This is a genomic window from Paenibacillus sp. 37, assembly GCF_008386395.1.
Lineage (GTDB): Bacteria > Bacillota > Bacilli > Paenibacillales > Paenibacillaceae > Paenibacillus > Paenibacillus amylolyticus_B.
In genome coordinates, this window is record NZ_CP043761.1 from 1378965 (window position 1) to 1400387 (window position 21423).

General features: G+C 47.2%; 14 protein-coding genes. 9 read left to right on the forward strand and 5 right to left on the reverse strand.

Annotated features, from left to right (window positions below):
- Positions 1-60 precede the first annotated feature (60 nt).
- Positions 61-1878 carry an ABC transporter ATP-binding protein gene (locus tag F0220_RS06055; RefSeq protein ID WP_091015565.1) on the reverse strand — a complete coding sequence of 606 codons (1818 nt, stop codon included), beginning with the start codon at positions 1876-1878 and terminating at the stop codon, positions 61-63.
- Positions 1871-3613, reverse strand: coding sequence for an ABC transporter ATP-binding protein (locus F0220_RS06060; protein WP_091015563.1), 1743 nt, complete (start codon positions 3611-3613; stop codon positions 1871-1873). Before F0220_RS06060 ends, F0220_RS06055 begins: the two co-directional genes overlap by 8 nt.
- A gap of 361 nt (positions 3614-3974) precedes the next feature.
- Between F0220_RS06060 and F0220_RS06065 the strand changes: the two genes are divergently transcribed.
- The 8 genes from F0220_RS06065 (at position 3975) to F0220_RS06100 (ending at position 15426) form a co-directional block, all read left to right on the forward strand.
- A complete protein-coding gene (locus tag F0220_RS06065) occupies positions 3975-4898 on the forward strand; it encodes an S-layer homology domain-containing protein (RefSeq protein WP_091015562.1) in 924 nt (307 codons plus the stop codon).
- Between the two features lie 824 nt (positions 4899-5722).
- A complete protein-coding gene (locus tag F0220_RS06070) occupies positions 5723-6694 on the forward strand; it encodes an ABC transporter permease (RefSeq protein WP_036668763.1) in 972 nt (323 codons plus the stop codon).
- A gap of 15 nt (positions 6695-6709) precedes the next feature.
- On the forward strand, positions 6710-7618 hold the full coding sequence (locus tag F0220_RS06075) for a carbohydrate ABC transporter permease (RefSeq protein ID WP_105600785.1): 909 nt from the start codon (positions 6710-6712) through the stop codon (positions 7616-7618).
- A gap of 41 nt (positions 7619-7659) precedes the next feature.
- Positions 7660-9255, forward strand: coding sequence for an extracellular solute-binding protein (locus F0220_RS06080; RefSeq protein WP_091015558.1), 1596 nt, complete (start codon positions 7660-7662; stop codon positions 9253-9255).
- A 105-nt stretch (positions 9256-9360) separates the two neighbouring features.
- Positions 9361-10647: an alpha-L-fucosidase gene (locus F0220_RS06085; protein ID WP_105600783.1), complete on the forward strand. Its 1287-nt coding sequence runs from the start codon at positions 9361-9363 to the stop codon at positions 10645-10647.
- A gap of 63 nt (positions 10648-10710) precedes the next feature.
- Complete coding sequence (locus tag F0220_RS06090; protein ID WP_105600782.1) at positions 10711-11733, forward strand: carbohydrate-binding family 9-like protein; 1023 nt, start codon at positions 10711-10713, stop codon at positions 11731-11733.
- Between the two features lie 7 nt (positions 11734-11740).
- A complete protein-coding gene (locus tag F0220_RS06095) occupies positions 11741-14374 on the forward strand; it encodes a transglutaminase domain-containing protein (RefSeq protein WP_105600780.1) in 2634 nt (877 codons plus the stop codon).
- Between the two features lie 5 nt (positions 14375-14379).
- Entirely contained in the window at positions 14380-15426 is a 1047-nt protein-coding gene (locus tag F0220_RS06100) for a glycoside hydrolase family 18 protein (protein WP_105600779.1), read from the forward strand.
- 110 nt (positions 15427-15536) lie between these two features.
- Here the strand turns inward: F0220_RS06100 and F0220_RS06105 are convergent, their stop codons facing one another.
- Positions 15537-17837 carry a helix-turn-helix domain-containing protein gene (locus F0220_RS06105; RefSeq protein WP_105600777.1) on the reverse strand — a complete coding sequence of 767 codons (2301 nt, stop codon included), beginning with the start codon at positions 17835-17837 and terminating at the stop codon, positions 15537-15539.
- Between the two features lie 315 nt (positions 17838-18152).
- A complete protein-coding gene (locus F0220_RS06110) occupies positions 18153-19667 on the reverse strand; it encodes a glycoside hydrolase family 43 protein (protein WP_105600775.1) in 1515 nt (504 codons plus the stop codon).
- A 173-nt stretch (positions 19668-19840) separates the two neighbouring features.
- Between F0220_RS06110 and F0220_RS06115 the strand changes: the two genes are divergently transcribed.
- Positions 19841-20707, forward strand: a complete 867-nt coding sequence (locus F0220_RS06115) for a helix-turn-helix domain-containing protein (protein ID WP_105600774.1) — start codon at positions 19841-19843, stop codon at positions 20705-20707.
- A gap of 135 nt (positions 20708-20842) precedes the next feature.
- On the opposite strand, the gene F0220_RS06120 is transcribed toward F0220_RS06115, so the two are convergent.
- Entirely contained in the window at positions 20843-21412 is a 570-nt protein-coding gene (locus tag F0220_RS06120) for a YdeI/OmpD-associated family protein (protein ID WP_105600772.1), read from the reverse strand.
- Positions 21413-21423: the final 11 nt, after the last annotated feature.

Here is a 21423-nt window from a genome sequence, read left to right on the forward strand (position 1 = left end):
CAGACTCAGATGAATTCATTAGCCCGATCTATAGTTTAACACGAACTTAATTCAGGTCCATTACCCTGATATAGCTGAATTTTTACCTGCATCACGCGCATGCGTGTACAGATCGGCATATACGCCTTGAGCTTCAATCAGCTCCTGGTGTGGCCCTTCCTCCACAATCTCACCATTCTCCATCACCAGAATTCGATCGGCATGCATCACCGTGGACAGACGATGGGCAATGACAATGGTGGTGCGTCCCTGGGATACCGATTCCAGCGCCTGCTGCACAAGCTGTTCCGTGTGTGAGTCCAGATTGGCGGTTGCCTCATCCAAGATGAGCACTCGGGGCTGGAACACAACGATCCGGGCAAACGATATCAACTGCCGCTCCCCGGCGGACAGCCCGCTTCCGCGTTCAGACAGATGTGTATCATATCCTTGTGACAAACGCGAAATCATGGCATGTGCTCCGACAAAACGGCAGGCTTCAATTGCCTGCTCTCGCGTAATATCCTCACGAAACATTCTCACATTATCAATAATGGAACCGGAGAACAGGAATGGTTCCTGTTGAATTAGACCCACAATCCGATGAAGTTTGGCCTGCGGCAGATGCCTAATATCGGTACCATCAATTTCGATACTGCCCTTGTCTACATCGTAGAAGCGATTGAGCAGGGAGATCAGGGTGCTTTTGCCAGCGCCCGTTGTGCCCACAATACCTACCATTTCACCCGGATAGAGGTGCAGATTCATATGCTGGATCAGGGGCCGATCTGCCCGATAACCAAAAGACACATCATTAAAATCAATCTGGCCCATCACGTTCCGAGGTTCAAGCGAAGAGGCCATCATAGGCTCAGGATCGGCAACTTCAGGCCGCGTATTCAGAATGTTCCAGATGCGATCCATGGATACGGTGGTGGACTGGAATGTATTCCACTGCATCGTAATCTGGTTAATGGGTTGGAAGAACTGACGAATATAGCTGATAAACGCATACAATACCCCGACTTGCAGAGACTCACCCAGTACGGCGCGACCTCCAAGCCAGACCATCATGACCAGTGCCGCATTGCCAAGGATATCAAAGGTCCGGTTGAATATGACATTGGAGCGGGCTTGAGCAATGTTGGCTTTCAGATGGAGCGCATTTTGTTCCGAGAAACGTTTCTTCTGTTCTTCTTCCTGGTGAAAAGCCTGAATCAGGAACATGCCGGACAAGTTTTCCGCCGTAAATGCGATCAAACGGGAAAGACGGGTACGGGCATTCTGATAGGCTTTCCGCAGTCGGCTACGAAATAATACCGCAACCACAGCAATGACAGGCAGGACGATGAGGGAGTAACCCGCCAGCACAGGATCAAGTTGGAACATAAAGACGATAATGAGCACCAGCATCATACCATCTCGAATCAGACTGAGTAGGACTTGGGTGAAAAAGCTGCTGATGGTCTCCGTATCACTGGATACGTTCGTAACCAGACTCCCGATATGGAAACGGTCAAAGAAGGACATGGACATCTTGGAGATATGTTTGAACAGGTCCTTTCTAATCCGGGATACAATGTTCTGTCCCACATGCTGCAACAGATTATTCTGGATATAGGTAAAAATAAAACTGATGACAGCCAGCCCAAGAAAGATGGCTGCGAGCTGAACGAGAAAGCCCACGCTGGTCTGGCCTACGGCCAGATGATCATCGATGGCGATCTTCACCAGATAGGGTTGCAGCAGATCTGCCGATATGCCAAGCAGTGAGCAGAAGAAGATACCGGCAAAAGCCCATTTATGCGGTTTGGCGTATGCCATCATCGCTTTAAACGAAGTTCGTTTACTTTGATCGGCCTCTGCATCTGGGTGAAGTTCAGCGTTAGCGTTAGACATGATGTAATCCCTCCTCCTGCAAACGGTAGGTGGCCGCATATAACCCCTTGGCAGCCATCAACTGCGCATGTGTTCCCTGCTCAGCGACTCGCCCTTCATCCAGAACGATGATATCGTCTGCATGACGGACCGCGCTGATGCGATGAGAGATGATCAATGTGGTTTTGCCCTTGCCGATCTCGCGCAAACTGCGCAGAATACCACTCTCGGTGACAGCATCAACTGCGCTCATACTGTCATCCAGAATAAGTAACTGTGCTTGTTTGATCAGTCCTCTTGCAAGGCTGGTTCGCTGACGTTGTCCACCAGACAGGGTGAGTCCGCGTTCGCCAAGCCGTGTATCGAAGCGATCAGGAAAACGGACAATATTGTCATAGATCATGGCTTGACGTGCACTATGTTCCACCGTATCCAACGATACTTCCCGGTCGCTGAATGCGATGTTATCCCGGATGGTGGTGCTAAACAGGAAGCCATCCTGAGGGACATAGGCGATGCGCGATCTCAGACTTTCCAGCGACAGCTGCCGAATATCGGTGCCATTGATGCGGATTGTTCCTTCAGGTGGTTCATATGTACGCAGCAATAGCTTAACGAGGGTACTTTTACCTGAGCCGGTCTTGCCTACAATACCCACCGTTCGCCCGGCACGAATATGGAGTTGAATGTTTTTGAGAGCAGGAGATGAACTGCCAGGATAGGAGAAGGTTAGATTCTCCATGGTGATATCTTGTACGGTATGGAGCGCTGTGGCTTCGGGAAGTTCACGCACATCCGCTACTTCGCTGAGCAGGTCATTCACCCGCTCCAGTGATGCGCCTGAGCGCTGAACGGTATTAATAACATTGCCGATCTGTTGAAGCGGTCCCATGATCATGCGCAGATATAAGGTTAAGGCGACAAAACTCCCGAGTGTAATAGAATTCTGCATGGTCATAATACCTCCGACAAGCAGAGAAACGACCAATGAGATAGCTCCCAGCAGCGGGAGCAAAGCCTGAAACAACGAAGACAGACGAACCAGACGAAGCTGTTTGCTCTTAATTGCATCGACGGTGGTTCCAAAGCGTGCACGAGCACTGTCTTCGATGGCAAACGTCTTGGTTACGCGAATGCCACCCAGCTGCTCTTCTGCCGATTCCGTCATGGTAGCAAGAGCTTCCTGCACGTCGCGAGAGCGCTTGCGAATCCGTGGACCAAAAAACACGACCAGAAATGGAATCGCCAGCAAAGGAACAACACTGATTAGAATGAGCGTCAACGGAATCCCGCTAAGCAGCATCATGACAATGCAGGACAACAGCAGGAAGGTGGCATTGGTCATGAGCGTCACACCATTGGATATCGCTTCACGTACGGAAGTAACGTCATTCATGACATAACTCAGCAGTTTTCCGTTTCCTTGTTTGGAGAAATAATGTTCGCTAAGTTCGGAAAACTTACTGAATATACGCTCACGCGTCATGAATTCGAAGCGTCGACCGAGCTTCATAATCATGAATTGCCCGGTACCGAACAGCAGATTATACCCGATGGCAATAGCCAGAAGGGACAGGCTGTACTTTACGACTGTCTGCATCTGAAGTGTGTTCTGCATCAACTGATCCGTGAAGCTGCCGAGTATGCGGGGCAAGGATGCTTGCCCGACATTGGAGGCGATGATCAGAAGAACAGCAACCAGATAAACAGGCCAGTTCGACACAACATAACCGCGAAGTAATCCTTTCTTGGACATAAGCTTTGTTCTCCTTTTGTTATAGGTGAAGTCAGTTCAGCAGGTGGAGTCAAGAAAAGGGCCGACACCTGTTATTAGCGCGTCGTGCCCTCTTACTGTATGCGATCTAGTTCGTTGTTTATCCGTCATCCGATAGATTTCTCTATTCTTATTTTTGCGCTAATCCGATGGGATGTCAACGAAGCCAGTTAGCAAACCGTAGGTGAATCGGATTAGCTACGACGGAGAAGAGTTCTATGCCGTGTTCCCGTGTTGTATTCACCACATGTCGAAATTACTGAAACATTTTCTGAGGGTATCCCGTCTGTAGGAATGAAGAGGTAAAAAATAGGCTTTACTAATCATATGGAGGTGCCAGGAAATGAAACATAAAAAAGGATTGGCTGCAACGCTTGCACTCTGCGTTTCTTTGACAGCAGGAGGTGCATCGGTATTTGCTTTTACAGATGTGAAGGATGAAGGTCAGAAGTCGGTTGTGGATTCATTGAAATCAAAAGGCATTGTTAACGGAGTAACAGCGGATCTGTTCCGTCCAGATCTTGCATTGTCCGAGCCTCAGGGTGTTCAACTGATTGTGAACGCATTTGGTCTAAAAAATGAATTTGCGGAAGCATCCGCTCAGAATAAAATCAGTCCGGATACGTGGTATGCCGATGCGGTGCAGGCCGCTACTCAGAATGGACTGTCCATTCCGGTTGAAGTGAACCCACAGGGCAAGATGACGCGTGAACTGTTTGTCATTTTGCTACATGAAGGGATTAACACAACCGGGAATTATCCGGTCATCATGAAGTATAATCTTGTTAAGGACGAAAATAAAATCGGTAAGGACGCCATATCTGCAGTCCAGAACCTGCTGAACATGAACATCATTGAACTGGATAAGGACGGGAATTTCCGTCCAGATCAGTCGCTTACCCGTATGGAGGCTGCAAGCATGATCTTTAATGCACTCGAATTTGTGGATAAACACGGCAATGGCGGCTCAGCAGAGCCAACTCCAACCAATCCAGGTGAAGGCCAACAAGCGATTGTACCTGAAGTAACAACGACCAAGGTTGATGACAAAACAACCAAAGTTAAACTTAGTGCTGAAATGCCGCACCCTGGTTATGGATTGAAGATTGATGATGTGAAATTGGAGAAGGATGGACGCGCCATCGTGCTCTATTCCATTATTCAACCTGATCCAGACATGATGTATCCGATGGTTATCACAAATGTGACTGCAGAAACGGATATTCCAACAGGCTATACAGCAGAAGCTCAACCTTCTGGTAAGTAAATTCACTGCAAACCCTACAACTGAACATGGTTAAAACGGATGTGTATCTTCAAAACGACTCTCCATACATGTATGGAGAGTCGTTTTTTATTTGAATTGAAACTGTATCCAGGTTTTCATATGATCATTTATATTACATTTAGTGTGATTAATTCTGTCATTTTTTATGAATGAAATGGATATCTGCTTAGGATATAAAGCCAGTTCGTGTTAGCGGAATGGCTTTTTTTAATGGTCTTTTCCGAAATATCTACTGTTTTCAGATTCCAGACATTGTGCAAAATCTACATATATGATTCCATATTTCCAGTGTTTATAAGCGTTTATGTATCCTAAAGCCAAAGATAAAAACAACATATATACGAAAGAGGGAGGAGAAATATAGAATAAAGGCAAGCCATTACAGGCTTGTAATGTGCAAGAGGTTTATGATAGATAATATTACATTGTATCACGTCGGTAAAACCTTGAAACCTGCAAACCTTAGAATTCAGTATGAAGGCTGTAGACATCAATACCGTGTCCCATGCGTATATGTGGGTTTTGACTTTAAGGTCTGTTTTCTAACCTAAGTTCGGATCTGACATCTTTCAAGTTCATGTGATGAAACTTTCAATGACAACTACAGGAGGGAAATAGGTCAAATTCTACATGTTTTACAACCCTGAAATGACAATGACAAGCTGGCAACAAAAGTGTAAACCCCCGTTGTAACAGCATATTCCGTGATTTTAGAAGTGAAGATTGAAATGGCATATTTACGGATTAGGCAATGAACCATAAACTCGGTATGTAAGCGTTACCAAAAAAGGAGGAAACAACTGATGCAACCAGATGGGAAGTCCGCCTTATCGCAAAACTTATCGGTATACACCAATCCGAGCAGTAAGAAAAATAAATTATGGAGAAGGACGATTCGGAACTGGGAGTTGTATCTGTTTATCGCGCCAGCCTTTTTATACTTTCTGATATTCCATTATGGTCCGATGTACGGCATACAAATTGCATTTAAAAACTTTATCCCAACGCTTGGTGTCACAGGAAGCCCATGGGTCGGATTCGATCATTTCATCCGTTTCTTCAATTCGTATTATTTCTGGGATTTATTATGGAATACCCTTAGCATCAGCTTGTATGAGCTGGCTATAGGTTTTCCACTGCCGATTATTCTGGCGTTAGCGTTCAATGAAGTGAAGGATTCCTTCTTCAAGCGTACTGTGCAGACCGTCACGTATGCACCGCATTTCATTTCGGTCGTGGTGATGTCGGGCATGATCATTACCTTTTTATCACCCTCGTCAGGCATGATTGTCAATTTGGTACAGGCCCTTGGATTCCAGGCACCTCAATTCCTGACGGACCCTGCGTGGTTCAAGACAGTGTATGTACTGTCGGGAGTCTGGCAAAGTGCAGGCTGGGGCACCATTATATACCTTGCCGCTCTATCGGGTGTGGACCCGCAACTGCATGAAGCGGCTGTGGTGGATGGTGCGAGCCGGTTTAAACGAATTTTGCATATTAACATTCCAGCGATCATCCCTACGATCACGATCTTGTTAATTCTGAATATGGGCAGTATTCTGGGCGTCGGATTTGAGAAAATCCTGCTGCTGCAAAATCCGCTGAACATGGGCTCGTCCGATGTCATCTCAACTTTTGTCTATCGGTCCGGTCTGGTCGATGCACAGTACAGTTTCTCTACGGCGGTGGGATTGTTCAACTCCGTAGTTAATGCGATTCTGCTTATTACCGTGAATCAGATTGCACGCCGTACCAGTGAAAACAGCCTATGGTAAAAGGAGGGAATACACATGTCATCCGCAGTGAAAGAAAGCAGAAGCGATAAGGTGTTCTTAGTGTGCAACTACATCTATCTGACGGTAGCGCTCGTGATTGTGTTGTATCCGCTGCTATATATCATCAGTGCCTCAATTAGTGATCCCAAATACGTAAGCTCCGGGGAGATGTGGTTACTTCCGAAAGGAATTACATTTGAGGGCTATGCCCGGGTGTTTGAGAACACCAACATCTGGATCGGGTACAAAAATACAATTATCTATACGGTCGTAGGTACCATCGTTAACCTGATTGTCACGTTACCAGCAGCCTATGCGCTCAGCCGCTCGGATTTTGTGGGACGCGGATTCTTCATGGCGATGTTTATGGTAACGATGTTCTTCGGCGGAGGGCTTGTCCCAAGTTACCTGCTGGTCAAGGATCTTGGTATGGTGAATAGCATGTGGGCACTTATTCTGCCTGGAGCTGCATCCATCTGGAATATTATCGTATGCCGTACATTCTTCCAATCGACCATCCCCAAGGAGTTGCAGGAAGCGGCGCATATAGATGGCTGTACCAACACCCGGTTGTTCATCAAGATTGTGCTTCCGCTCTCCATGCCAATCATTGCAGTGATGGCACTCTTTTACGGAGTTGGACACTGGAACAGCTATTTTAGTGCGATGATCTATCTGAATGATTCCTCCAAGTACCCGTTGCAGCTCTTTCTGCGCCAGATTCTGGTGCTTCAGGAAATGGCGGCGCAGGGGGGAGGCGCTATCGATACATCTTCAGCAACGGCGATGAATACCAAAGCGGAGATTGCTGCACTGGTCAAATATGCTGTCATTATTGTTGCGACCCTACCGGTCATTGCAGTGTATCCATTCCTCCAGCGTTACTTTGTACAGGGTGTTATGATCGGTTCCGTTAAGGGCTGATCTTAATCCATATACCACATTAAACAAGGGGAGTTGTTGTCATGAAAAAGCTTCGCAAGGCTTCATCCATTACACTCTGTCTCACCTTATTCGCAACATTGCTTGCAGCTTGTGGTTCAACCAATGAAGACGGAAGCACGACCTCCAAAGTTGAGGGAGTCAAAAAAGAAGGCTTTCCTATTGTAGACAAAACGTTAACCTTGAAGGTCATGTCCCAGGATGCCGGCGTAGCCGACTGGAGCACAATGCCTGTGCTGCAAGAGATGGAGAAATTGTCGGGCATCAAGCTGGAATACCAGCTATCACCGATCGACAGCTTTGAAACGAAAAAAAATCTGGTATTTGCCAGCGGAGACTTGCCGGATATGTTCTATGCTGCGGACCTCAAGCCAGCCGAGCAGGTGACATATGGCAGCCAGGGCATCCTGATCCCGTTGGAGAAATACATTGACGAAGGTTACGCCCCGAATATCAAAAAGATTCTCGATGAGAACCCGGATGTCCGCAAATCATTCACAACACCTGATGGGCATATGTATGCCCTCCCATTCATTGATAAAGCGGCTGTGTGGTATAGAGGCCCAATGTGGTACAACGGGGAATTCCTAAAGGCGCTTAACGTAGAAGAGCCCAAGACCACGGAAGAATTGTATACGTATCTCAAGCGTGTCAAAGAAGAAGATCCGAATGGCAATGGCCAGCAAGATGAAATTCCGCTGACTTCTGTAAAACTGGATGATCTTCGCATGTTCTTCTTCGGCTTCTGGGGAATGTACAACGAAGGCATCTATTCTGATAAGGACGGAAAAGTTCACTACCCTTATCAAGAAGAAGGTTATAAAGGGTATCTGACATTCATGAATCGCTTGTGGAAGGAAGATTTGCTGGATCATGAGACCTTCTCTCAAACAGGCGATCAGAAAAAAGCTAAAGGTGAAAGCAACAAACTTGCACTGTTCAACGATTACCATCCATACTTCACGCTCGGTGGTGAACCTAGCACGGATCATCCGCTGATGACACCCGTGAAGAGTGAGGTAGCAGACTCTCCGGTATACGGCAAACACCCGGGTATGTCGGCTCGCGGTACCTTTGCTATTACGAGCAGTAACCCGTCACCTGAGGCGACGATGCGATGGATCGATTACTTGTACAGCTATGAAGGTGCGACTCTGTTCAATCAAGGTCCGGAAGGTGTGTTATGGCAATTCAAAGACAAGGAAAATCACGTAAAAGAGTGGCTTCCCGTTCCTGGGGGTGGGGATCGTGAGGAATACCGCGGTAAAATCACGCCGAACTTTGGTATCTTGACACCTGGCATTAATGATCCCGAAGTAGCGAAGGGTCTTCGCACCGAATTTGATGAGTGGATTGACCAGCAGAATCAAGAGAAGTTGGTACCTATCGGAAAAGCACCATTTCCTAACGTTTATTTGACGAATGAAGAGCAAAGCGAAGCAACCGCTCTATTGTCTGACCTGGATACGTACGTTAAACAGATGGAAGCGAAGTTTGTGACCGGCCAGGAACCACTTGAGAACTGGGATAAGTACATTGCACAGATGAAGAAAATGGGCAGTGACCGTATCATCGAACTGTATCAGGGGGCATATGACCGCTGGAATTCGGGGCAATAAAGCCCATCAAGGTACATCCCATGCAGAAAGACAGCAGTTAGCTTCAATAATGTTAGCTGCCTTAAATTTTTCGCATATAAGAATTCTCGGGGGAGGTGGACCGTTATGCAAAAATGGTTTGAAGAAGCCAAGCTGGGGATATTCATCCACTATGGCATCTATGCGGTAGACGGGGTTGCGGAGTCTTGGTCCTTCTATAATGGCAGGATGTCCCATGAAGAATATATGAAACAACTGGATGGGTTTACGGCTTCGGAATTCAACGCGGAGAAGTGGGCGGACCTGATTGAAAAGTCTGGAGCCCGGTATGCGGTGCTGACAACGAAGCATCATGATGGCGTTGCGTTATGGGATACGCAATATAGCGATCTCAATGTTGTCAAACAGACACCAGCGAATCGTGACATTGTGAAGGAATATGCGGAAGCGATTCGGGAAAAGGGCATTCATCTGGGGATGTATTTCTCGCTGATTGATTGGTCACACCCGGATTATCCTAGCGTGTATGAAGGTGGAAAAGTACCGGAGGATCTCAGTAGTGTCAACCGGCATTCAAGTCCTGTGGACGGCGTTCAGGATCAGGCAAAGTGGCAGGAGTTCCTGCAATTTAATAACCATCAACTGGGAGAGATTTTAACAAATTACGGAAAGGTGGATCTGCTGTGGTTTGATGGGGACTGGGAACGGAGCGCCCAACAGTGGAATCTGCCGGAGTTCAAGCATTATCTTCAATCTTTTAACCCGGATATCATCATCAACTCCCGCCTTCAAGGTTATGGGGATTACAAAACGCCTGAGCAGGGCATTCCGATTACAAGACCGGAGGGACCCTGGGAATTCTGCACCACAATCAATACATCTTGGGGTTATGTGCCAACAGATCATAAATACAAGTCGTTAAATCAGATCATTCGAATGTTCTGTGACTGCATTTCCATGGGCGGTAATATGTTGCTGGATATCGGTCCGCGTGAAGATGGCACCATCGATCAGAGGCAGGAGGATATTCTGCTTGGACTGGGAGCTTGGATCCGAACCCATGAAGAGGCCGTCTTCGGCACGGGTGAAGGCATTATGCCTCGCTATTATCTGGGGGGAAGCACCGTATCCGAGGATCGAAAGACGCTGTACCTGCTTGTGTATGACGATCCAAAAGAGAATGTGTGCATCAAAGGTCTCTGCAATCAGATCAAGAAAATTACCGTGCTGCATTCGGGCAAAGAACTCCATCATGAGATTCATGGAGGCGTGCCATGGTTCAATATTCCGGGAACAACGTGGATTAAGATGACCCCGGAGGACACACATGAACAGGTGACCGTTCTTAAGCTCGAATTCGATGAGGAGCTGGAAATGTACGGCGGCGCTGGAGCCGTTGTCACCCATAACTAACTATTAGGGGGAGGGCGTGTGCCGATAGATGCATGCCCTCCCTTACGAATTGGAGAGAGTGACATGAACAGAAGTGGAGTGCCAGAGCCCAAGATTGAGTATGCTCCCAAACATTATATATGCAATCGTGCGCAGGAACCGTTGGTATTAGACGGCCGTGTGGATAAGGCATTTTGGGATACGGCCCATTGGACAGATGATTTCGTTGATATCGAAGGTGATATTCGTCCAAAGCCAGAGAAACAGACGCAGGTAAAAATGCTGTGGGATGACGACTATTTCTACTTTGCTGCCGAGCTGATGGAAGATCAGATATGGGCTACCCTGACTGAGCGTGATTCCGTTATTTTTTATGATAATGACTTCGAGATTTTTATCGATCCCGACGGGGATTCCCATCAATATTATGAGTTTGAGATCAATGCGCTCAATACCGTATGGGACCTGTTATTAGTGAAGCCTTATCGGGATGGTGGGCCTCCGGTTAACGGTTGGGATATCAGCGGTCTCAAGACGGCCGTATATATCGATGGGGAACTGAACAATCCTGGTGCGGATAACCGAAAATGGAGCTTGGAAGTTGCGATTCCCTGGAACAGTCTAAAGGAATGCGCCGAAGAAAACCGTCCACCTGCACCAGGTGAGTTCTGGCGTGTCAACTTCTCACGTGTGGAGTGGCAGACCGAGGTACAGGGCGGTGAGTACCGCAAGGTGCTGAATCCGGAGACGGGCAAACCTTATCCAGAGGACAACTGGGTGTGGTCACCTATGGGTATTATCAACATGCATTACCCGGAGTTATGGGGTTATGTTGTATTCTCGGATGACGGAACGGATCAGTCGTTTGAGTTGCCGGAAGACGAACGAATCAAATGGGAGCTTCGCAAGCTCTACTACCGTGAACGCAATTATTATGAAACCCATGGTGAATTTACACAGGATGTGAAGCTGCTTATGGGTGAGGAATCATGGAGTTGTGAGCCTGTTATTGAAACGACTCGCAGCCTGTTCCAGATTACTGCGCCGTCTTCGGACGGAACGGCCTTGATCTGTATTCGGGAAGACGGAAAGCTGTGGAAGGAGTGAGAATGCAATGACCAGCCAAACCTTGGTATTTTCCCTTGATGCACAGTCATTGGAGAGAATCGAGCAGAAGTTCCAGGAGAAGGTACGTTTTGCAGAGGCCCGCAAATCGGAATTGTTTCATGTTTTTCAGCAGGAGCTAACGCATGAAGAGGCATGGGCGTTGAAGGTTGTCTATGCCTATATGCCGGTAAACGACATGGCTGATTATAACGGGGACTTGTTCTTAAGTCATGTGCGACGGGCTTTGGACACTCGCAAACGTGTGCCTTGGGGAGAACGAGTTCCTGATCATTTGTTCCTTCATTTTGTATTGCCTTATCGCATAAATACGGAAAATATTGAAGATTTCCGCGGTTTGATCTATGACGAATTAGCCGAGCGGACAGCGAAGTTATCCATGGCTGATGCCATTCTGGAGACCAATTACTGGTGTCATGAGAAAGCGACCTATATTGGTAGCGATCTGCGCACGATATCACCGCTGACGATGATCCGGAATGCTCGTGGTCGATGTGGCGAAGAATCCACGCTGGCGGTGGCCGCTCTTCGCAGCATCGGTATACCTGCCCGTCAGGTCTATACGCCGCGCTGGGCTCACTGCGACAGCAATCATGCTTGGGTAGAAGCCTGGGCAGATGGTCAATGGTATTACATCGGGGCATGTGAGCCGGAAGCCCGTCTGAACCAAGGATGGTTCAGCCCGCCAGCCCGCAGGGCCATGCTGATTAATACAAGGATCTATGCCGACTATCCCGGACCAGAGGATATTACGCTCTCGGAAAAGGGATTTACGGAAATTAATTTGCTTGAGAACTATGCGCCCACACGCAACATCTATGTGAAGGTGAAAAATGAACAGGGAGAGCCCGTACCCGGCGCGAGTGTTCGTTTTGAGCTGTACAATACGGCTGAATTCTATCCGATTGCCGAAATTAGGACGGATGCACAAGGGGAAGCGACCTTTAAGACTGGCTGTGGTGACCTTTTGATTCGTGCAGTTAGCGGCGGCAAGTGGAGTGAGATCCTATTCAAGGCTCAGGAAAACAAGGTTATCGAACTGGTGTTAGACTCGGCAGAGCAGCCTACAGGGAGTGCAGATTTCGATATGGTCCCTCCGCCTGAAGGGAAAGGAGAGGTCGGGACTGCGTTACCCGAAGAGAAGATGCAGGAACACAACCGTCGTCTGGAGGAAGGAGCGCAGATCCGTGGCAGGTACGAAGACACTTTCCTGAGTGAGGAGGAAGCTGTCTCGTTATCTAAAGGGGTTGGACTTCCCTCCGTACGTGTATGGGATATTCTCCGCAAGGCACGGGGGAACAGCCGGGTAATTGCAGCTTTCCTGGAGGAACGTTCCAATCCATACGGTGAGTGGCCGCTCCGGTTGCTGGAGTCGATGAATGAAAAAGATTTAATTGATACTTTTCGCCAGACGCTGGATGATCATCTGATTGGTGCACTCTCGCAGCAAGGATCATGGGCGGAAGATACGTTTGTGAGATACATCCTGTGTCCGCGGATTTCCTATGAGATGCTGGTCCCTTATCGAGGTGTATTCCACAATGCCTTTTCGGCAGATGAGGCGGCAGCGTTCAGGGAGAATCCCTCGACACTTGCCCGAATGCTGGAACAGCAATATGAATACTATGAAGATCTTCCTAATCTAAAAGGCAAAGGGAATCCAATAGGGACGTTTAGTCTAATGAAGGGAGACTCTCAGTCGCTGGATATTTTGTTTGTGGCTGTATGTCGCAGTTTGGGTATTCCAGCCCGATTACATCCGAGCGCACAGAAACCACAGTATCTAAGTGACAAAGGCTGGGAGGATGCAGTGTTTAGTCTCACCTCACCTCAAACTCAAAAGAGCACAAGCTGGGGAATGCTCCATCTTCATAGGGATATAAAAGTTCCGCAGGATACACCTGAAGCATCTTATTTCGAAAATTTCTCGTTTGCCCTTCTGGAAGATGGCGTCTACAAGACGTTGATTTATCCTTATGGCAGTACGGATGTCTATAGTGAGCCATATGAGGTTGAGGCAGGAGCTTATCGCTTAACGACAGGCATTCGGATGAAAGATGGAACGGCAAAAGTACGATTCGTTTACTTTACCGTGAACGCTGGAGATACCACTGAGGTTGTCTTGTCTTATCGCGAGACTGAGGTTGATATTCCTGTACTGGGTAAACTGGCACCAGGAAGTATACTGACCCGTCTGAATGGTACAGAGGTAGAACTGGAGGAACTTCTGGGATCGGAGGGTGCCATTGCTGCCTGGATTGAACCGGAGCGGGAACCGACCAAACATCTGATTCGTGAACTGTGCGAGCTGGCAGAGCCGCTGGATAAGTTGGGTATTCCAATCGTACTCATGATCGGAGATATGGAATGGAACGCTTCTTTTGACCCTGTTGGTTATCCAAAGCTGCCTGTACGTACGGTTTTTGTACAAGATTCCAGTTATGCTTCCTTGTCTGGCTTCATTTCGAAGCCTGCGGCTTATGAAGCGGGTTATCCACATCTGTTTGTGCTGGATACTCTGCATCAAGTTCGTTATTCGGCTTCCGGGTACAAGATTGGTACCGGGAAGGAAGCCTTGCAGATTGCTGCTGCGATATCTCAATCATCGATTGGATCGGAGTGAAGAGAGTGATGAAATATATTGCTGCGGGTTATGCCGTTGATTCAGTTCTTCCTGACATGACACATGAGGATCTGTCGAAGTTAACACATCTGAACATAGCCTTCGGACATGTCAAGAATGATGCAATCACTACCGAGCATTTAAAAAATGGCCATGTGATCCAGAACATCAAGCGGGAGCATCCAAATCTTAAAGTGCTGTTGTCTGTAGGCGGATGGAGCGCTGGCGGTTTTTCCGAAGCCGCCTCAACCCAGGCGGGGAGGGACAGCATGGCTGCATCGGCGTTTAGGGCGCTGGAGGAATATCCTTTTGACGGGATCGATCTGGACTGGGAATATCCTTGTTACGGTGAAGCTGGTATCGCATCCAGTCCTGATGATAAACGGAATTTTACCTTACTTCTCAAGACGATGCGGGAGGCACTGAGTGCCAAGGGAGAAGCGGATGGCCGTCATTATCTGCTCACCATTGCAGCAGGGGCTGATCAATACTACGTTGATGGCACAGAGATGGCCGAGGTGCAGCAGTACCTGGATTACGTGCAGTTGATGACCTATGATATGCGCGGCGGTTTTCAGGTTCTGACCGGACACCATACGAATCTGTACACGCCAACAGGAGATCTGTTTCGAATTAGTACGGATGCTTCCGTGGCCCTGTTTGTTCGAGCTGGTGTCCCGAAGGAGAAGATTGTGATCGGAGCTGCGTTCTATTCCCGGATCTGGAATGAGGTTCCTGACCGAAACCACGGGCTCCATCAAATGGCTGGTAGCACAGGCGGCTATGGTCCGTCATTTGCCGAGCTGGAAGCGAAGTACATTAACAAGAATGGCTTCACTCGTTATTGGGATGAAGAAGCCTGTGCACCGTTTCTGTTTAATGGGTCCAGCCTCATATCTTATGATGATGAAGAATCGATCCAATGCAAATGTGATTACGTAAAGGAGCAAGGTCTGGCCGGCATCATGTTCTGGGAGTACGGCTGTGATCCGACTCACCGTTTGCTGGATGCAGTGCATCAAGGACTTCAACATTTCCCGGCTGAGAAATAGGATCATTACACCGGTCGCCACGGATCGATATACGTATACGAACTGATCCCAATACCAAACCTCCCCTAACCATGTGGTCAGGGGAGGTTTCTATTTATTCAATAAGCCTTTTATCCAGTACATTCCTCGTCATCATCATCCGGGGAATCGGCGGAGCCGTTGGGACGGTGCAATTTACGGTATTGCCCTGGGGTATAACCCGTCTCTTTTTTGAATTTGCGGATGAAGTTTGGTGTATCCAGGTAACCGACACGCGTGATGATATCTTTTAACGGATCGGTAGTATGCAGCAGTAGTCGAATGACCTCATCCATCCGTTTCTGCCAGATATATTGGGTAAAGTTCATGCCGATCTTTTCTTTGAAAGAACGACTGAAATAGGATGAAGAGATCGTGAATTTCGATGAAATCGTACCTAAACTGAGATCATAATCAGAGAAATTGGCATCGATATAAGCAACGATTTCATCCATAAGAGAGCTTTCTTCCGTCTCACTCTTCGCCTCGACATGGGCGCAGATTTCGGCGGCGAGGCCTGTCAGTTTTTTCTCCAAATCCTCCAACGAGTCGTAGGAAGTGATCCTTGGAAGTTGATCAACCACATGATGGATTCCAAGCTCCGAAGCGGTTTTGAGCATGGTATTCAGAATATCAAAGCAGATGCAACGCAGCAGCGGTACAGACGGCATTTCGGATTTCAGGGTATTCAACGCAGTTGACACCATCTGAACCGCCACATCATAGCTGCCTTGTTTTAAGCTCTGAACCAGCTTTAATAACACATCCTTAGGGACCCAGAAGGAAGAATCCTGTACATCGGAACCGGAAAGGTTGTTAAAATATGTACTGGTGCCCTGTCCATGCAGCATCGATGCTTCCAGAGCGGTCGAGGCCTCAATGTAGGACTGATTCAGCTGTTTCGGATAAGTGTACCGATTGCCTATCCCGATTGCGGGCGCGACCCCGGTGTGTTCTGTCACCATCCATTGCAGTTTTTCAACGATAGGCTCCATACGGGTATTCAGGCTACCTTCATGCCCAATTTCGGCATCGAATCCCACGATAAGGGCCAATTGGTCTGCCTGTGGCAGCTCTACGCCGTAAGCATAAGCAGACAACTCGGGCAGCTCCACATCGTTCATCAGCTGCATGACAGTAGGTTGCTCGGGGTTATCACCGATAGGAAAAGCATGCATTTCCCAGCCCATGATCATGACAAAATAATGGGATCGGTTAAAGCGTATGCCAAGCTTATCCGTAAACTCAGAGGGAAAATCTCCGGTGTGACCGTGCTTCAGCAACATGAGCAAAATATGATTGCGAGCATAGGGCTCCTGAAGATCTACGCGCTGACTATAATCATGCAGTGTTTTTTTTATCCATTCCAGCTCGTTGGTGGTGGAGGATGGATCAGGATCATTCTTCAACCGAATGAACTCCATTAAGTCTGAAATCGGATGGTACTGTCTTCGGGCCAACATAATGGCGAGGAACGTGCCCATCACCACCATGAAGGAGAAAACAAGAACAACAAAGGTGCGAATATGAACGATTCGGCTAAAAAATTGGTTGCTGGGCATAGCGGTTACATAAGTCCAACCCGCATCCGATTTAACGGATACAACCGAATGTGGTTCTTGATTTAAGGAGATGCTGTGCGTTCCGGGTTCAAGAACAAACAGAGCGTTAACTTCCTGTTCGGATATGATTTCTCCCTTGTAATTGGCTGCCAGTACTTGCCCGAAATTATCGAAAATATAAGTCATCCCGTGATAGTCGCTGAGGATGGAATCAATTAGGCCCGTCAGATTGGACTCGTGAATCAGGTACATGACGGTTCCATGGGCGGGCGTATTGTTAGGTGCAATCGGTACAAGGTAGGCCAGCATGGAATTGGGTATTCTGGTTCCTTGGACGACCTGCTCCGCTGGACGTATCGTGGGGGACTGTACGCTATTCAAATCCCGGATCATGTCTGTTTTGTTCCACGTAGTAAATTTGTAGCGACCAGTGAATACATCCAGGTTCTCAGAACCTTGAGAAGAATAGATGTTATCATCTCCACGGAAGAACAGGAATAACTCATCGATAATGGAACTGGTGGCTTTGTATTTGACCAATGCGCCGATTGATTCCCGACTATAGTACGGATGGTGGGTCCAATATCGCGTTAACTGCTCATCGTAGGCGATGCGAAAAGCAATGTCTTGGAGTTCCTTCATGCGATCATCAATGACCGTTTTGGCTTGAGTGAGCTGATTGACATTGGTCTGTTCAATCTCTGAACGGAGCGTGTCCACAGCGTTGTGATAAATAATGATGGTTAAAATAACAAGAGGGATCAGGAAAATGGAGATATAGGATAGTGTGTACTTAAACAGAAGCTTGGACTTGAAGTGATTCCATTTCATATCTGCAACCTCCCGTTTTTCTTTCGTGCTGCAGCGATAGCGCTATCATATGGGCAGTGAAGGTATTGCCAAGATGGTAGCTGCTGGGGTGTTCCTTCTAAAAATACTAGGAGAACTTCTCTAATAAAGCAATGGTTCTTTTATAAATTCCAGTGCAATCCGTAAGAAAGATATAGTTATAGCAAAATCCCCTCAAAGTTCACTCATTTCCTTATGCTACCACACAAGGCTTTTCAAAGAGTATCTACTTTAAGGGGATAATTTTAGCTGATCATATATTATATTTTCTATTACTGAATATAGGAGTTAAAACGATTATTCGTTCAGAGGTTCATAGTCAAACCAATCGAAACTTGCAGGTGTAGACTCCTCCGATGGAGCATAAGCGTACATGGCGATCATCACACCAGTGAAACCACTCGCCACTTCGGTAGATAACAGATGTGTTTCTCCTGAACCCACTTCAATGGCATCGGATGAACCTTGCTGGTAGAGGAACGTGAAGTGATTACGGTCAGCCTTGATTTGTATTACAACAGGCCCCTTGTCACAGTCAAGCACCTGTTCGGTTCGCATAGAGCCGACGGTTCGTCGCAATACGATTTTCTTCTGCCCATCGACCTGTGTTACAGCCAAATCGTAATGATATTTATCATTCATAAATAAGGTTAATCCAGCTTCCTCACCGCTCGCATTTGGCTCATAATACAGCTCGGTGGCCGTATTGCATAAGAAATGGCTCAATCGACGCCCAACAAAGGCTGGATTTCTACCCTCATCGAGCGATACCGAATTCCCCCGCAGGATGAGTTGTCCGGGATTTTCTGTGAGTGTCCAACTATTCGGAGCCGGGTTCCGCAAGAAGATCCAGTTCATGTCCAAGGTTGGTTCGTCAAAATGATCCCGGGCAGCCTGAGGTGACCAAGGGTGCTGAGGCAATGAAGGTCCAGTCATCACCGGTTCAATATGTCCATCAACACCAATTGTCGGCCAATCGTTATCCGTCCATGTGACAGGTGCCAGGAACGTTTCACGTCCCAGATGGTGCCGCATGGGGTAACCTGCTGGACGGATGCCAAGACATACGGCCCACCAGCTTCCATCCTGGATCTGGATAAGGTCTGCATGTCCAGTTGCATGGATACTGGTTTTCATGCTTCGATTGGACAGAATTGGATTATGAGGACACGGATCAAATGGTCCGTATGGCTCTGTGCTTCGAGCAATGGTCTCCATATGACCATACTCGGTTCCACCTTCGGCGATCATCAGATAGTAGAGGTTATTTATTTTATACATGTGGGGAGCTTCGGGGGCTGCGCCTCCGGTTCCGGTCCAGATTAATCGGCTATCCGTTAGTCTGGCTCCGGTCATGATGTCTATCTCGCATTGATAGATGCCCTCGCCTTCATCGCCGTTACAGGCCGTTTGAAAATACACATGTCCATCTTCATCAAAGAGAAAAGAGGGATCAATGCCGCCCTGATCAACAAAAATCGGAGCAGACCATGGTCCCTCGGGCTGGGCACTACGTACATAAAAATTCCCGCCGCCGCTGACATTGGTTGTTGTCATATAGAACCAGCCATCATGGTACCGGAGAGTAGGGGCATAAATGCCGCCAGAGTTGCCCGCGTTTGCTAGAGGGAGTTGCTCCGTTGTTGTGAGGACATGGCCGATCTGTCGCCAGTTCACAAGGTCTTTGCTGTGGAAGATGGGCACACCAGGGAAATATTCAAAGGTACTGGTTACCAGATAATAGTCTTCATCTACACGGCAGATACTTGGATCTGGATAAAACCCCGGAATGACCGGATTGGTATATTTCATCATGTTATGCTCCTATTCATGTCGAAAGTGTAATATGGACCTGGACGTATGAGAGATATCCTTGCTACAAGGGGCATTATATCGTCTTCAATCATTTCCAACCTTGATTTTTCGGTCCTCGAATAGCATGATATAGACATTCAACCCAACATGGTTTGCGGAGGGGAATGCTTTTGAGTAATGCATATTTGAGATGGTTTACCTCGGATCATCAACAATTTCCGTTTTTTATTCAGTACGGTGGACATGTTGAGGACATGGAGCTTCATAATCATATGGATTTTACGGAACTTGTGATTGTTCTGAATGGTCATGCAACCCATGTGGTGAACACCGAAGAATTTTTTATTAAAAAAGGGAACGCATTTGTGATTAATGGTGACACCCATCATGCGTATAAAGACCCTCATGATTTTAGGATCTGTAATATTATGTTCAGTCCCGAGATGCTTGCTTCGGCCGGTCCCGATCTGAGAAAATCTAACGGCTTTCAGGCGTTGTTTGTTTTGGAACCGTTGTATCGTAATATTCACTCATTTCCGAGTAAACTTTCGTTATCCATTTCCAGTCTGGAGTATGTGGAATCACTGATATCGTTCATGATTGAGGAGTATCAGAGTAAACAGCAAGGGTATCAGACGATGTTGATCTCACGTCTTACGGAGATGGTTGTTTATTTATCGAGACAATATGATACGCAGGAGAAAGGGATTGAAGGTAATAATCTGATGCATCTGGCCAATGCCATTTCATTTATTGAAGATCATTATCTGGAGCCACTGTCGCTAGAGGATATTGCGGGGAAGTCGAATATCTCCATAAGGCATCTGAACCGGATTTTTCGATCCTATTATCAGATGACCCCGATCTCTTATCTGCAAAAGTTGCGTCTGGAGAAGGCTTGTCATTTGTTGAAAAACGGGAATCTGTCCATCACGGAAATTTCGTATGAATGTGGATTTAACGACAGTAATTATTTCACCCGCCAGTTCAAGAAAGCCTTTGGTAAGTCTCCCAAAACATACAGGCAGAATCATTAACACCCGAATGAATATGATGTGTGAGCCGGGAGAGGTGAACAGAAATTCTGGGCCGAGATTCGCCAACGTATAAATCCAAAAAAATAAGCAGGACCATCTTACGAGGAGGTCCTGCTTTCGTATTTTCAAGGGTTTTTAATAATCCAGAAGCCGTCCGTGATCATGCCACTGACCGTACATTTTATTTTCCTTTGTGTTGGTTATGAACTTATCTAATCTGCTCTGGAATAATGCTGGCTGATTCTTAACACTTTGGATCGTATCGATCCGAACGTTTTGATACAGGTTAGGGAAGGCCATGAAATTTGCATAAACCTGATGGTCTTCTTTCAGCCTTTGTTCGATCACACCATCAATTATGAAAGCATTTGGCTCCATAACAGGAAGAACCTCTCTACCCTCGTCATGCATGAAGCCCAACTTTTCAAGTCGACGGACACGTTCCTTGTTCAATTCTGTCCATGAGCTACGTTTGCTTCGGGGAGATAATCTCTGTGCCAATCGAGTCTCGGATATTTTCTTTTTGACCCCATCGATCCAGCCAAAGCATAGCGACTCCTCAACCACATCCAAATACAGTAGAGTATCCGGAGTGGGTTTCAAGCTAACCATGACCCAGCAAGATTTCTGGACTTTTCCATGCTCCTGCAACCAACTTCTCAATTCTTCCCTCGATGTCACGGGGATACAATGTACATTCTCCATCGCATCGTTGT

What these genes read in the sequence shown, in the direction of transcription:
- F0220_RS06055 (WP_091015565.1), bottom strand. Translation starts at nt 1,878, where the DNA reads ATGTCTAACGCTAACGCTGAACTTCACCCAGATGCAGAGGCCGATCAA.
- F0220_RS06060 (WP_091015563.1), bottom strand. Translation starts at nt 3,613, where the DNA reads ATGTCCAAGAAAGGATTACTTCGCGGTTATGTTGTGTCGAACTGGCCT.
- F0220_RS06065 (WP_091015562.1), top strand. Translation starts at nt 3,975, where the DNA reads ATGAAACATAAAAAAGGATTGGCTGCAACGCTTGCACTCTGCGTTTCT.
- F0220_RS06070 (WP_036668763.1), top strand. Translation starts at nt 5,723, where the DNA reads ATGCAACCAGATGGGAAGTCCGCCTTATCGCAAAACTTATCGGTATAC.
- F0220_RS06075 (WP_105600785.1), top strand. Translation starts at nt 6,710, where the DNA reads ATGTCATCCGCAGTGAAAGAAAGCAGAAGCGATAAGGTGTTCTTAGTG.
- F0220_RS06080 (WP_091015558.1), top strand. Translation starts at nt 7,660, where the DNA reads ATGAAAAAGCTTCGCAAGGCTTCATCCATTACACTCTGTCTCACCTTA.
- F0220_RS06085 (WP_105600783.1), top strand. Translation starts at nt 9,361, where the DNA reads ATGCAAAAATGGTTTGAAGAAGCCAAGCTGGGGATATTCATCCACTAT.
- F0220_RS06090 (WP_105600782.1), top strand. Translation starts at nt 10,711, where the DNA reads ATGAACAGAAGTGGAGTGCCAGAGCCCAAGATTGAGTATGCTCCCAAA.
- F0220_RS06095 (WP_105600780.1), top strand. Translation starts at nt 11,741, where the DNA reads ATGACCAGCCAAACCTTGGTATTTTCCCTTGATGCACAGTCATTGGAG.
- F0220_RS06105 (WP_105600777.1), bottom strand. Translation starts at nt 17,837, where the DNA reads ATGAAATGGAATCACTTCAAGTCCAAGCTTCTGTTTAAGTACACACTA.
- F0220_RS06110 (WP_105600775.1), bottom strand. Translation starts at nt 19,667, where the DNA reads ATGAAATATACCAATCCGGTCATTCCGGGGTTTTATCCAGATCCAAGT.
- F0220_RS06120 (WP_105600772.1), bottom strand. Translation starts at nt 21,412, where the DNA reads ATGGAGAATGTACATTGTATCCCCGTGACATCGAGGGAAGAATTGAGA.